We start from the raw sequence: 13,356 nt of genomic DNA on the forward strand, positions 1-13,356 counted from the left end.
CGTGTCGTGCACCCTCGACGGACCCGACCGAGCGGCGGGCGCGCTATCCGGCGGCTGCGAGCACGGCGTGTACGCGGGCCACCCGCGCACGCCACCACGCCGTGCGCTCCGGCGACGCGGCGTACCGGTCCACCAGCTCCAGCGCGACGTCGACGCGGCGCACCGGCACCCGACCGCCGACCGGCAGCAGGGGATCGGTCGTGACGTCCCCGGCGAACATGGCCGCCGTCCCGAGCCCGGCGGCGTACCCGGGCGTCATCGCCGCGGCAGCCAGGAACGCTCCCATGCCGAGCCCGACCGAGGTGTCGAGCGCACTGGAGACGACGCACGGCAGCCCGGCGTCGGCGATGACGGCACGGGCCGCGGTGATCCCCCCGAGCGGCTGGGCCTTCACGACCAGGACGTCGGCGGCGCCGGCCCGGGCGACGGCGAGGGGGTCGCTCGCCTTCCGGACGCTCTCGTCCGCGGCGACCCGGACGCCGAGGCCGGCGATCCGCGACCGGAGCTCCGCGAGCTCGGGCACCGTCGCGCAGGGCTGCTCGGCGTACTGCAGGTCGAACGGTGCGAGCCGCTCGAGTGCCGCGGCGGCCTGCTCCACGCTCCACAGCCCGTTGGCGTCGATCCGGACCGTGGCCTCGGGCCCCATCACCCGGCGGACGGCGGCGACCCGGGCGACGTCGTCGTCGACGGTCGTGCCGGGTTCGGCGACCTTGACCTTAGCCGTCGTGCAGCCGGGGTACCGCGCGAGCAGGTCGGCGACGTCGGCGGCGGCGATCGCCGGGAGGGTGGCGTTGACCGGCACGGAGTCGGCGGCGGGTTCGTGGTCGGTCCACCCGAAGTCGACGGTGGCGCGCAGCCAGGCGGCGGCCTCAGCGTCGTCGTACTCGACGAACGGCGAGAACTCGGTCCAGCCGGCGGGACCGCGCAGCACGACCGCCTCGCGCGTGGTGATGCCGCGGAACCGCACCCGCATGGGCAGGGCCACCACGTGGGCGTCGGCGAGGAGGTCGGCGAGGTCGGGGAGCACGTCCGCCATCCTCCCACCGCACCCAGGGGGCCCGCCGGTTCCTCGGAGGGGACCGCCAGGGCAGGGCACTAGCATGCATCGGTCGGCCTCGGTCGGCAGGGGAACGACCCGGAACGAGGGAGGCTCGGTGGCGGTGGATCCGCGGCAGCGCGCAGCACAGCAGCGTGCATCGCAGCGCCCGTCCGACCCGTCGAGCGCCGGAGCGGCACGCCCGGCGGCCTCGGCTCGTCCGGCAGCTGCAGCGCGACCCTCGGCGGCGACCCGCCCGGCAGCGGGCGCTCGATCCGCGGCGGCTCCCGGGCGCGACTCCGACGACTTCGCCCGCCTCATGCAGCGCAACACCGTCGACGTCCGGCAGACGGGTGGCACGAAGCGCCGCAACCCCGTCGTCGGCAAGATCGCCCTCGGCCTGGCCGTGGTGTCCGCCGCTGTGGACGCCAGTGCCTTCGCCGTGTTCATGGGCGGTGACACGAACTTCGCCTTCGGGATCTGCTTCGTCGTCGTGTTCCTGACGCTCGTCGCCGCCGTGCTCGGGTTCGTTGCCGCCGTCGGCTCGTTCGGACGCTGGTACGGCGCTGTCGGGGTCGTCCTGGCGTTCTTCGCGAACCCCGTGATCCTCATCGTGATCATGGTGTTCGTCGCGCCGGAGATCCTGACCGACATGGGCGCCTGACCCGCCAGACGCCCGGCGGTACGTTGGGAGCATGGCTGCTCCCGTCTCCGACCTGTTCGACCCCGACGTCTGGACCACCGCTCCGATCGCGGAGCAGTTCACCGACATCACGTACCACAAGCACGTCTCCAAGGGCATCGTCCGGGTCGCCTTCGACCGTCCCGAGGTCCGCAACGCCTTCCGCCCGCGCACGGTCGACGAGCTCTACCGCGCCCTCGACGACGCCCGGCAGGACCCCCGTGTCGGTGTCGTGCTGCTCACCGGCAACGGCCCGAGCCCGAAGGACGGCGGGTGGGCGTTCTGCTCCGGCGGCGACCAGCGCATCCGGGGGCGGAGCGGCTACCAGTACGTCGGTGACGAGGGCGCCCCGCCCGAGGGCGTCGACCCCGCGGCCGCCCAGGCATCGATGGGGCGGCTGCACATCCTCGAGGTCCAGCGGCTGATCCGGATGATGCCCAAGGTCGTCATCGCGGTCGTCCCCGGCTGGGCCGCTGGCGGTGGGCACTCGCTGCACGCGATCTGCGACCTCACCATCGCGAGCGCCGAGCACGGGAAGTTCAAGCAGACCGATGCCGACGTCGGCTCGTTCGACGGTGGATACGGCAGCGCCTACTACGCCAAGCAGATCGGGCAGAAGTTCGCCCGCGAGGTCTTCTTCCTCGCCCAGGAGTACTCCGCCCAGCGCGCGTACGAGATGGGTGCGGTGAACGCCGTGGTGCCGCACGAGGACCTGGAGCGTGAGGCGATCCGCTGGGGCGAGATCGTGCTCGGCAAGTCGCCGACGGCGATCCGGATGCTCAAGTACGCGTTCAACGCTGTGGACGACGGCATGGTCGGCCAGCAGGTGTTCGCGGGCGAGGCGACGCGGTTGGCCTACGGCACCGACGAGGCGGTCGAGGGTCGCGACTCGTTCCTCGAGAAGCGCGCTCCCGAGTGGACCGCGTTCCCCTGGCACTACTGATGCCCCGTCCGCTGGTCGCGACCGGTACGTCGGACCCGACGGCCGTGCTGCGCGGCCTGGAGGCAGCACTCGCCGGCGGCCCCGCACTGCTCCCCGTCGCCGAGGGGGCACCGGCACTGCCGACGCCACCTCCGGCCGAGGTTCGGCAGGCGGTCGCCCTGGTGGTCGAGACGAGCGGGTCCACCGGCACCGGCAAGCGCGTGGCGCTCTCGTCCGAGGCGCTCCTCGCCGGTGCCGCCGCGGCGGACGCGGCACTCGGTGGGCCCGGGCGCTGGGTGCTCGCGCTGCCGACGCACTACATCGCCGGCATCAACGTCGTGACCCGCTCGATCACCGCGGGCACCGAACCGGTCGTCGTGCCGCCCGGGCACTTCGCGGCCGCCGCGTTCACCGAGGCGGCCGAACGGCTCGTCACCGGTCCGGCCGCGTCGCGTCGCTACACCTCGCTGGTGCCGGTGCAGCTCGCCCGGGTCCTCGACGACCCGGACGCCACCCGTGCGCTCGCCCGGTTCGACGCGGTCCTGGTCGGCGGGCAGGCCACCCCGGCGCCGCTCCGGCAGCGTGCGCTCGAGGCCGGGGTCCGGGTCGTGACGACGTACGGTGCGAGCGAGACGAGCGGCGGATGCGTGTACGACGGCGTCCCGTTCGGCACGGTGCGCACGGCGCTGGTCGACGGCGAGCTGCAGCTGGCGGGGCCGATGCTCGCCGAGGGGTACCTCGACGACGATGCCCGCACGGCGTCGGCCTTCGTCGAACGGGACGGGCTGCGCTGGTACCGGACCGGGGACACCGCGACCCTGTCCGACGGCGTGGTCCGCGTGCTCGGACGCCTCGACGACGTGGTGATCTCCGGCGGCGAGAAGGTCCAGCTCGGTGCGGTCGAGCGGCTCGTCCGCGGGCTGCCCGGGCAGGAGAGCGCCGTCGTCGTCCGGCGCGCAGCGGGGGAGTGGGGCGAGGTCCCGGTCGTCGTCACCGAGCAGCCGCTCGACGTCGAGGCCGTACGTGCGCACGTCGGGGCCACCCTGGGCCGTGCCGCCCGGCCGGCGGACGTCGTCGTGCTAGACCGGATCCCGATGCTGTCGTCGGGCAAACCCGACCGTCGGGCCGTGCAGGCGCTCGTGGAGCCGGGCCGCCCGTAGGGACCGCGAGCGGCCGGGCGGCGCATCGGCAATATGATCGGTGCTCGTGGCACGAACGAAGAACTCGACGCAGAAGCAGGGCCGGTCCGGCAACCCGGCGAAGGCCGCTGCCCCCGCCCGCACCAAGCGGAAGGCGACCGCACGCGACTGGATCGGTGGCGCACGCCTGCGCACCCTGACCCTCGGTGTCGTCCCGGTCGTGCTCGGCACCGCCGTCGCGTTCGTCGACAGCGGGGAGCCCGGCGACTTCGGCGACTACCTGGCGAAGGACGGCCACCTCGCCGTCGCGCTGCTCGCCCTGGCCGTGGCACTGTTCCTGCAGATCGGTGTGAACTACAGCAACGACTACTCCGACGGGGTCCGCGGCACCGACGAGTACCGCGTCGGCCCGGCACGACTCACCGGAGCCGGTCTGGCCAAGCCCCGGACCGTGCTCACCGTTGCCCTGACGTTCTTCGGCCTGGCCGCGGTCGCCGGCCTGGTCATCGTGCTGCTCACCCAGCTGTGGTGGTTGCTGCTCGTGGGGGCAGCCGCCATCGTCGCCGCCTGGTTCTACACGGGTGGCAAGAAGCCGTACGGGTACAACGCCCTCGGCGAGGTCTTCGTCTTCGTCTTCTTCGGGCTGGTCGCCGTGCTCGGCACCCAGTTCGTGCAGATCCGCGAGGTCACGGTCAGCGGCTGGGCAGCCGCGGTGGCCGCCGGGTTCTTCGCCTGCGCGGTCCTGATGGTGAACAACATCCGCGACATCGACGAGGACCAGCTGGCGGGCAAGCGCACGCTCGCCGTGGTCGTCGGTCGTCCGGTGGCCCGCGTCCTGTACGGCCTGTTCCTGATGCTGCCGTACGTCGTGCTGCTCTGGTTCGTGCTGCTGTACTTCCGCACGGGCTTCACGTACTTCTCGCTGCTGCTTGCCCTGCCGGCGCTGGCGATCGGGGTGTCGTCACGGAAGCCCCGCGAGCTCATCACGGCCCTGCAGCTGTCGTCGTTCGCCTCGCTCGCCTTCGGCGTGGTGCTCGGGATCACCCTGGCCGTCCAGCCGTAGCCGTTCCGGCTGCTCCACCGGACGGCCCCGCCCCGGCTCCGTCTGATCAGTCGGCGTCGGTGTCCCGGCGCGACTCGTGCCGGTCGGCGTCGGACACCGGACGGACGGTCGGCGTGGCCGCGGCGTCGGAGTCGGCGGCGTCGACGAAGTCGTCCTCGAAGTCCGAGTCCGCGTCGCGCTCCGGGGTACCGCGGCGGTTCGCCAGGCTCAGGGCCACCTGCGTGCGCAGTCCGGACAGGGCGATGTACGAGATGAGCAGGCCCACCAGGGCGGCCACGATCGTCGCCCAGTACCACGGCATCGGCGTCAGGAGCAGGAGGAGCACGAGCGCCACCACGAAGATGCCGAGCCGAGCCAGGGTGTACAGGAGCCACGCTTTCACACGGTGAGTCTACGGAGCGCCGACCGGCAGGGGCATCACAGGGTCGCGACCTAGACTTCACCGCATGGTCCGCTTGTGGTTGATCGTCGCCGTGGCCGCCGTCGCCTTCACGGTGTACGCGGCCATCGACTGTGGCACGATGCCCCGTCAGCGCGTCCGTTCCCTGCGTCGCGGTGTGTGGCTGCTGCTCGTCATCATCCTGCCCGTCCTCGGTGGCGTGCTCTGGTTCCTGCTGGGCCGCACCCCGGCGGCCGACCCCGGTGCGTCGGCCCGCTACCGTGGACCCGAAGACGACCCGGACTTCCTCGGCACCACGCCGGAGCCGGGCACCACCCTCACGGACAAGGACCAGGACGACGCGACCCTCCGAGACCTCGAAGACCAGTTCCACGAGCGCGACGACGACGGCCGCACCGATCGCTGACAGCCCCGCGGGTTCGGGCAACCCGGCGACGGACACCGCGCTCGCCCTCCTGCAGGAACTCGTGCGTGCCGGCGTCACCGACGTCGTGGTGAGCCCCGGTTCGCGTTCCCAGGCCCTCGCCCTCGCGGCGGTCGCCCTCGAGCGCGCCGGCGGGTTGACCGTGCACGTGCGGTTGGACGAACGGACCGCCGGGTTCTTCGCACTCGGGCTCGCGGTCGAGACGCACCGACCCGCAGCGGTGGTGACGACGTCGGGCACCGCGGTGGCGAACCTGCACCCCGCCGTGCTCGAGGCGCACCACTCGGGTGTGCCGATGATCGTGCTGAGTGCCGACCGCCCCGACGAACTGCGCGGCATCGGCAGCAACCAGACCACCGTCCAGCCGGGGATCTTCGGCCAGGCCGTCGCCTTCGTCCGCGACGTCGAGGCCCCGTCGGCGCACGGCGTCGACGCCTCGGTCCGCGACACCCTGCGCACCCTCGCCCGACAGGCCGTCGCCGCCGCAGCCGGGCACACCGGACAGCCCGGTCCCGCGCAGCTCAACGTCGCGTTCCGCGAGCCGCTGTCGGCCGGACTCGCCCCGGAGCACGTCAGCCCCGTGCCCGAGGACGAGGTCGACCTGGCGTTCGCGACCCGCCGGGCGCACACGGGTCTGCCGGTCGCCGAACTCACCCCGGACGACGAACCGGGCACCGTCGTCATCGCCGGGCACGATGCCGGCGAGGACGCCGAGCGGATCGCCTGGGAACTCGGGGCGCCGCTCCTCGCCGAGGTCTCGAGCGGCGCGCGCTTCGGCCGCAACCTGGTCGTGGCCTACCGCGAACTCCTGCGCGACGCCGACCACGGTGGCGCCGTCCGCCGCGCCGTCGTGCTCGGCCACCCGACCCTCAGCAGAGAGGTCCCCGCGCTCCTGCAGCGCGACGGGGTCGAGACGATCGTCGTCCGCGGACCGGCGGCCGACCCCTTCGACCCGGCCCGTGCCTCCCGACCGGACGCCGTGACCACCTTCGTCTCCGACGTCCGCGTGACGGGCCGCACCCGGCCGGAGCACCGTGCGTGGGTCGGCCGCTGGGTCGGCGCCAGCCGCCGGATCCTGGGGGACGGCGACGCCGGCCCCGACCTCGACGCCAAGCGCTCCGCCGACCGCGCCGAGCGGAACAAGTTCCTGCGTGACGAGGTCGCGCTCCGTCGCCGACCCGTCGACCGGGCCATGCTCGCCGAGGCCGTCTGGGGGGTGACCTGGCCGCACGACCGGCTGGTCCTCGGGGCGTCGCAGCTCATCCGTGAAGCCGATGCCCGGGTGCTCGGCAAGAAGATCCGGGTGCACGCGAACCGCGGCCTCGCCGGCATCGACGGCACCGTCTCGACCGCACTCGGCATCGCCGCGGCGCTCGAGCAGTCCTCGGCCTCCGTGGGCACCACACGCGTGCTCCTCGGCGACCTGACCCTGCTGCACGACCTCGGGGCGTTCGTCACCGGCACCGAGGAACGCACCCACCGGGTGCAGGTCGTCGTCGGCAACGACCACGGCGGCGCGATCTTCCGCGGGCTCGAGGTGGCGAAGACCACGCCCGAAGCCGACATGCGGCGGATGATGTCGACCCCGCAGCACGTCGACGTCGAACGGGTCGTCACGGGCCTCGGGTGGGAGTACCGCCGGGCGGCGACGTGGGGTGACCTGGAGCGGGTGCTCACCGACCCAGCCGAGCGGGTCGTGATCGAGGTCCCGCTGGCCGACTGACCACCCAGCGGCTGTCGGCGACCGCGCGACCGCGAGGGTCGCGCGACCGCGTGGGTCCCGCGACCGCGCGGATCGCGCGACCGCTTGGATCGCGCGCCTGCCTCAGGCCAGCGCGTCGGCGATCGGCCGGAACTTCAGGGCCGTCTCGGCGACCTCGCGCGCCGGCTCCGAACCGGCCACGATCCCGGCCCCCGCCCATGCCCGGACGGTGCCGTCGTCGTCGATCCGGGCGCTGCGGAGCGCGAGCATCCACTCGCCGTCGCCCGTCGCGCTCATCCACCCGACCGGCCCGGCGTAGCGGCCGCGGTCGACGCCCTCGAGCTCGGCGACGAGCCGCACGGCCACGTCCGTCGGGGTCCCGGCGACCGCGGCCGTCGGGTGCAGGGCGTCGGCGACGTCCAGCGACGTGGTGTCGGGCGGCAGCGTGGCCTGCACGTCGGTCGCCAGGTGCCACAGGTTCGGCAGCTGCAGCCGGAACGGTTCGGCGTCGGCGCGCAGGTCCGTCGCGAGCGGGGCGAGGGCCGCGAGCAGGCTGTCGATCGCGAAGGTGTGCTCCTCGACGTCCTTGGCACTGCTGGCCAGGGCCTCGGCGGCGGCCCGGTCGGACACCTCGTCGGTGCCCCGGGCGGCGCTGCCGGCGAGCACCCGTGCGGTCAACCGTGTGCCGTCGGTGCGGGCGAGGGTCTCCGGGGTGGCGCCGATCAGCCCGTCCACCGCGAAGGTCACGCACTGCGGGTAGGCCGACGCGAGGTCGAGCAGGACCGCCCGTCGATCGGCTCCCGGCGGCAGCGTGCCGACGAGATCGCGGGCGAGCACCACCTTGCGGGCGTCCCCGGCCACGATGCGCCGGACCGCCTCGGTCACGTCGGCGGCGTAGGTGTCCTCGTCGATGTGCCCGGGACGCAGCGCCACGGAGACGTGCGGGCCGACGTGGGGGACCGGGACCGACGTCCGGGTGAAGGCCAGGGGCTCCGCGCCGAGCGTGGTGTCGATCGCGGTCAGCCAGGCCTTGCCGCGCCGCCGACCGAGGACCACCCGGGGCACGATGAGCACGCTCTCGTCGGCGGAGTCGTCGGCGAAGGCGAACGACCCGAACGCGACGAGCCCCGAACCGCGCAGCTGCACCGGGTCGTCGACGACGGCGGTCTCGACGATGCTGCGCCAGAGGGCCGCGGCGTCCCGCATCCGGTTCGGGCCGGTGAACGTGAACCGGAGCGCCTCACCGATGCCGACGATGCCGTCGCCGTTCCGGACGAAGGCGAGGGGACGGTCGCGGAGCGTGTGGCGGAGGACGGCGCCCGGGTCGTCGAGGATCCGGGTCGAGACCGTCAGCGGGGGCGCCGCCGTGGTGGTTCGGGTCACGGCTCCGATGCTACGCGCCGATCCCGCACCGCCCGGGTGGCTGCGAGTCCGGTGAACGCTCGGTCGGGACCTCTAGGATTGATCGTGTGAGCAGAGCGGACCTGAACAAGCGCCCGGACGAGGTGGCGGCGATGTTCGACGACGTCGCGGCCAAGTACGACCTCACGAACGACATCCTGTCGGCGGGCAACGCCCCGCTGTGGCGTGTCGCGACGGTCCGCGCGGTCGACCCGCAGCCCGGCGAGAAGGTCCTCGACATCGCCGCGGGCACCGGGACCAGTGCAGCGGCCTTCGCCAAGAAGGGCGCCGAGGTCACCGCGCTCGACCTGTCCGCCGGCATGATCGCCGTCGGCCGCGAACGCCACCCCGAGATCACCTTCGTCGAGGGCGATGCCGAGCAGCTGCCCTTCGACGACGACACGTTCGACGCCGTCACGATCTCGTTCGGGCTGCGCAACGTGAACGACCCGAAGCAGGCGCTCGCCGAGATGCTGCGCGTCCTGAAGCCCGGTGGCCGCGTCGTCATCTGTGAGTTCTCGACGCCGCCCCGCGCCCTGCTGCGCCTCGGCTACGGCACCTACCTGAAGCGCGTGCTCCCGGGCATCGCGCGGCTCTCGAGCAGCAACCCGGCCGCCTACCGTTACCTCGCCGAGTCGATCGATGCGTGGCCCGACCAGCAGGTGCTCACCCAGTGGCTCCGCGGTGTCGGCTTCTCGGTGGTCGCCTACCGCAACCTGACGGCCGGTATCGTCGCACTGCACCGTGGCCGCAAGCCCGTCGCCGACACGGTGCGCGAGTCCGCGGCACGGCGTGCGAAGGCCCGCCGTGACCACCAGAACACCGGCGAGCAGCCGCGCGTCGACCCGGCCGCCGACTGACCGGTCACCACCCCCGAAGACGGAGCAGCACTTGAATCCGAGCGTCCCGGTCGCACGTCGCGCGCCGAGCCTGCGCGCATCGCTGGGCATCGGCGAGCGGTTGTTCGCCACGCCCGCCGACCGACGCTTCATCTCCGCGGTCGACGACGGGCTCGAACTCGTCGAGCAGGGGCTCGAGGACGCCATGCGCTCCACCGACACCCTGGCCGACACCACCAGCCGGTACCTGCTGTCCGCCGGTGGCAAGCGCATCCGTCCGACCCTGACGCTCCTCATCGCCCAGCTCGGTGACGGCGTGACCGACGCCGTGGTCAAGGCCGCGGTGAGCATCGAGACCACGCACCTGGCGTCGCTGTACCACGACGACGTCATGGACGAAGCGCCCGTGCGCCGCGGGGTCCCCGCCGCGCAGATCACCTACGGCAACAACGTGGCGATCCTGACCGGTGACCTGCTCTTCGCCCGCGCCAGCCTCATCACGGCCGACCTCGGCACCGAGGGCATCCGGATGCAGGCCGAGACCTTCCAGCGCCTCTGCATGGGGCAGCTGCACGAGACCACGGGGCCGCAGCCGGACGACGACCCGCTCGAGCACTACATCCAGGTACTCAGCGACAAGACCGGTTCGCTCATCGCCACCGCGGCACGTGCCGGCGTGATGTTCTCCGGTGCCGACCGTGCCTACCTCGACGCCGTCGGTACCTTCGGCGAGAAGGTCGGCGTCGCCTTCCAGCTCGTCGACGACGTCATCGACCTCGCCCCCGCGACGGACAAGACGGGCAAGATCGCCGGCAACGACCTGCGTGCCGGCGTCGACACCCTGCCGGTCCTGCAGCTGCGCCGGATGGCCGCGACCGATCCGTCCGCGCAGCACCTGGTCGAGCGCATCGAGCGCGACGTCAACGGTGCGCCGGACGACGTGGTCGACTCCGCGCCGTACCAGTCAGCCGTCGCCGCACTCCGCGAGCACGAGGCCACCGCGGCGACCCGAGCCGTCGCCGTCGCCTGGGCCCGCGAAGCCGTCGCCGCCCTCGCCCCGCTCCCCGACGGCACCGTGAAACGGGCACTCACCCGCTTCGCGGACTCCGTCGTCGACCGAAGCCGCTGAACACCCCTCCCGACGGCGCACGCACTGCGGCCCGGTCGGGAGGCCCCCCGGGAACCCCCACCCGAACGAACTGGAGACGATCAGTGCCCACCCTCCGACTCGCCATCGTCGGCGCCGGCCCGGCCGGCATCTACGCCGCGGACATCCTGCTGCGCGAGGCCCACGGCTACGACGTGTCGATCGACCTGTTCGAGCAGCTCCCCGCGCCCTACGGTCTGGTCCGGTACGGCGTCGCACCCGACCACCCGCGCATCAAGGGCATCATCAACGCCCTGCGTGACGTCCTCGACCGCGGGGTCGTCCGGCTGTTCGGCAACGTCCGCTACGGCGAGGACATCACCCTCGAGGACCTCAAGAAGCACTACAACGCGGTGGTGTTCTCGACCGGCGCGATCAAGGACGCCGACCTCGACATCCCCGGTGTCGACCTCGATGGCTCGTACGGCGCCGCCGAGTTCGTGAGCTGGTTCGACGGCCACCCCGACGTCCCGCGCACCTGGCCGCTGAACGCCGAGAGCGTCGCGGTCATCGGCGTCGGCAACGTCGCCCTCGACGTCTCCCGCATCCTGGCGAAGCACGCCGACGACCTGCTGCCGACCGAGATCCCCGCGAACGTCTACGAGGGCCTGAAGGCATCGCCCGTCACGGACGTGCACGTCTTCGGCCGCCGTGGTCCGGCGCAGGTGAAGTTCACGCCGCTCGAGCTCCGCGAGCTCGGCGAGGTCCGTGACGTCGACATGGTGGTCTACGACGAGGACTTCGACCACGACGAGGCGTCGAAGACCGCGATCGCGACGAACAAGCAGGTCATGGTGATCAACCGTGTCCTCGAGCAGTGGCGCACGCGCGAGGTCGGCCAGGCGAGCCGCCGGCTCCACCTGCACTTCTACGCGAAGCCGATCGAGTTCGTCGGCGACGAGCAGGGCAAGCTGACCGCCATCCGCTACGAGCGCACCCGGCCGAACGGCGAGGGCGGCGTCGAGGGCACCGGCGAGATCCGCGAGATCCCGATCCAGGCCGCCTACCGCGCGGTCGGGTACTTCGGTTCCCCGCTGCCCGGTGTGCCGTTCGACGAGCGGCACGGCGTCATCCCGAACCACGAGGGCCAGGTCCTCGACGACGACAACCAGCAGATCCCCGGGGTGTACGCCACCGGCTGGATCAAGCGCGGACCGGTCGGGCTCATCGGACACACGAAGTCCGACGCGATGGAGACCGTGCAGCACATCGTCAACGACCAGGCGAGCTGGTGGACCCCGGAGGACCTCTCCGACGAGGCCATCCCGGCCCTGCTCCGCGAGCGCGGCGTCGAGTACACCGACCTCGAGGGCTGGCACCACCTCGACACCCACGAGCAGGCGCTCGGTGCGGTCGACGGGCGCGAGCGCATCAAGGTGGTGCCGCGCGACGAGATGATCGAGGTCTCGCTCGGACGCGTCGACACCCCGACGAGCTGACGACACCATGACCGACACGCGCCCCGTCCCGTTCACAGCGGTGCGGGGCGCGTCCGCGTCGGGGATGCGGCTGCAGGGCGTCGACGTGGCCCGTGCGGTCGCGCTGCTCGGCATGATGGCCGCACACATCGGCGGCATCGCGGAGCAGCTCGACTGGACCGACCCGGCCACCTGGACCGCCGTCGCCCACGGGCGCCCGTCCACGCTGTTCGCGGTCCTCGCCGGCGTCTCGATCGGTCTGACGAGCGGCCGCACGGACCCACCCGGCCCGCCCACCATCGGCCGCATCCGTGCACGGCTCGCGATCCGCGCCGTCGTGGTCGTCGTCATCGGGTTCGCCCTGATGGCGCTCGACACCCCCGTGTACGTGATCCTGCCGACCTACGGCGTGCTGTTCCTGCTGGTGGTCCCGGTGCTCCGCGTCCGACCGGCGGCGCTGCTCGGCATCGCCGCGCTCTGCGCGGTGCTGTCGCCGCTCGCCGCGCTGACGATCGCGCCGGCCTACGCGGACGCCGGCATGATCGGCGTCCAGCTCGGCCTGGTCTACCCCGTGGTCACCTTCCTGGCGTACGTCCTGGTGGGGCTCGCGGTCGCCCGGGTCGGCCTGGAGGACCGTGGTCGGCAGGTCCTGCTCCTGGCGTCCGGCGCACTGGTCGCCGCCACCGCGTACGTCGCCGGGTCCGTCCTCGCCCCGCTGCCCGACGATGCGGCCCTGGCGTTCCCCGGGGTCCCGTCCGCGGGAGACGCGTCGACCCCCGGCCAGGCCCTCGCACAGCTGTTCCTGTCCCCGCGCGACCACTCGTCGTCGGTCGTCGACGTGGTGGGGACAGCCGGGGTGGCGGTCGCAGTGATCGCCCTCTGCCTGCTCGTGTTCGACGGCCGCGGGCGCGTCGCCGAGCGGATCGCGTTCCCCCTGGCGGCCGTGGGGTCGATGCCGCTGACGGTGTACTCGGGGCACCTCCTGGTCATCGCGATGCTGCCGACCTACCCCGAGTCGGCCGAGGCCTGGGGCTGGTTCGCCCTCGGCTCGGTGGTCTTCGCGATGCTGTGGCGGCGGTTCCTCGGCCGCGGACCGCTCGAGCGGGTGGTCGGGGCCGTGGCGTCCCTCGTCCCGATGCGCTGAGCGCACCTGGCGGACCCGCACCGGGCCTCCAGGCGGCTA

General features: G+C 73.0%; 13 protein-coding genes. 10 read left to right on the top strand and 3 right to left on the bottom strand.

The annotated features are described in order from the left end of the window. Positions 1-43: 43 nt before the first annotated feature. Positions 44-1,036, bottom strand: a complete 993-nt coding sequence (locus DEJ12_RS06080; protein ID WP_111029376.1) for an o-succinylbenzoate synthase — start codon at positions 1,034-1,036, stop codon at positions 44-46. 118 nt (positions 1,037-1,154) lie between these two features. On the opposite strand from DEJ12_RS06080, the gene DEJ12_RS17815 reads away from it, so the two are divergent. Genes DEJ12_RS17815 through DEJ12_RS06100 form a run of 4 tightly spaced genes read left to right on the top strand, consistent with a single transcriptional unit; the run spans position 1,155 to position 4,842 of the window. Further along, the gene (locus DEJ12_RS17815) at positions 1,155-1,700 is read left to right on the top strand and encodes a hypothetical protein (protein WP_146245060.1); all 546 of its coding nucleotides are present in this window, start codon (positions 1,155-1,157) and stop codon (positions 1,698-1,700) included. Positions 1,701-1,731: 31 nt separating this feature from the next. Then, positions 1,732-2,661, top strand: coding sequence for a 1,4-dihydroxy-2-naphthoyl-CoA synthase (locus DEJ12_RS06090; RefSeq protein ID WP_111029377.1), 930 nt, complete (start codon positions 1,732-1,734; stop codon positions 2,659-2,661). Then, a complete protein-coding gene (locus DEJ12_RS06095; protein ID WP_111029378.1) occupies positions 2,661-3,800 on the top strand; it encodes an AMP-binding protein in 1,140 nt (379 codons plus the stop codon). Before DEJ12_RS06090 ends, DEJ12_RS06095 begins: the two co-directional genes overlap by 1 nt. A 40-nt stretch (positions 3,801-3,840) precedes the next feature. Continuing rightward, positions 3,841-4,842 carry a 1,4-dihydroxy-2-naphthoate polyprenyltransferase gene (locus DEJ12_RS06100; RefSeq protein ID WP_071406305.1) on the top strand — a complete coding sequence of 334 codons (1,002 nt, stop codon included), beginning with the start codon at positions 3,841-3,843 and terminating at the stop codon, positions 4,840-4,842. A 46-nt stretch (positions 4,843-4,888) separates the two neighbouring features. Here the strand turns inward: DEJ12_RS06100 and DEJ12_RS06105 are convergent, their stop codons facing one another. Then, complete coding sequence (locus DEJ12_RS06105) at positions 4,889-5,224, bottom strand: DUF4229 domain-containing protein (RefSeq protein WP_111029379.1); 336 nt, start codon at positions 5,222-5,224, stop codon at positions 4,889-4,891. Between the two features lie 64 nt (positions 5,225-5,288). Here DEJ12_RS06105 and DEJ12_RS06110 point away from each other — a divergent pair, with 64 nt between their 5' ends. Both DEJ12_RS06110 and menD read left to right on the top strand, forming a co-directional pair. Then, complete coding sequence (locus DEJ12_RS06110) at positions 5,289-5,648, top strand: PLDc N-terminal domain-containing protein (RefSeq protein ID WP_071406307.1); 360 nt, start codon at positions 5,289-5,291, stop codon at positions 5,646-5,648. 49 nt (positions 5,649-5,697) lie between these two features. Then, positions 5,698-7,389 (top strand): 2-succinyl-5-enolpyruvyl-6-hydroxy-3-cyclohexene-1-carboxylic-acid synthase, encoded by a 1,692-nt coding sequence (gene menD / locus DEJ12_RS06115; protein ID WP_309147154.1) that lies wholly within the window; start codon positions 5,698-5,700, stop codon positions 7,387-7,389. 102 nt (positions 7,390-7,491) lie between these two features. On the opposite strand, the gene DEJ12_RS06120 is transcribed toward menD, so the two are convergent. Then, positions 7,492-8,751, bottom strand: a complete 1,260-nt coding sequence (locus tag DEJ12_RS06120; protein WP_111029381.1) for an isochorismate synthase MenF — start codon at positions 8,749-8,751, stop codon at positions 7,492-7,494. 86 nt (positions 8,752-8,837) lie between these two features. On the opposite strand from DEJ12_RS06120, the gene DEJ12_RS06125 reads away from it, so the two are divergent. From DEJ12_RS06125 to DEJ12_RS06140, 4 genes are all read left to right on the top strand, one after another. Next, entirely contained in the window at positions 8,838-9,629 is a 792-nt protein-coding gene (locus tag DEJ12_RS06125) for a demethylmenaquinone methyltransferase (RefSeq protein ID WP_111029382.1), read from the top strand. A 31-nt stretch (positions 9,630-9,660) separates the two neighbouring features. After that, a complete protein-coding gene (locus DEJ12_RS06130; protein WP_027466355.1) occupies positions 9,661-10,737 on the top strand; it encodes a polyprenyl synthetase family protein in 1,077 nt (358 codons plus the stop codon). 83 nt (positions 10,738-10,820) lie between these two features. Continuing rightward, positions 10,821-12,194, top strand: a complete 1,374-nt coding sequence (locus tag DEJ12_RS06135; RefSeq protein ID WP_111029383.1) for an FAD-dependent oxidoreductase — start codon at positions 10,821-10,823, stop codon at positions 12,192-12,194. Positions 12,195-12,201: 7 nt separating this feature from the next. Next, positions 12,202-13,317, top strand: a complete 1,116-nt coding sequence (locus DEJ12_RS06140) for a heparan-alpha-glucosaminide N-acetyltransferase domain-containing protein (RefSeq protein ID WP_111029384.1) — start codon at positions 12,202-12,204, stop codon at positions 13,315-13,317. The last annotated feature ends 39 nt before the right edge of the window (positions 13,318-13,356 follow it).

This window comes from Curtobacterium sp. MCLR17_059 (genome assembly GCF_003234665.1).
GTDB lineage: Bacteria > Actinomycetota > Actinomycetes > Actinomycetales > Microbacteriaceae > Curtobacterium > Curtobacterium flaccumfaciens.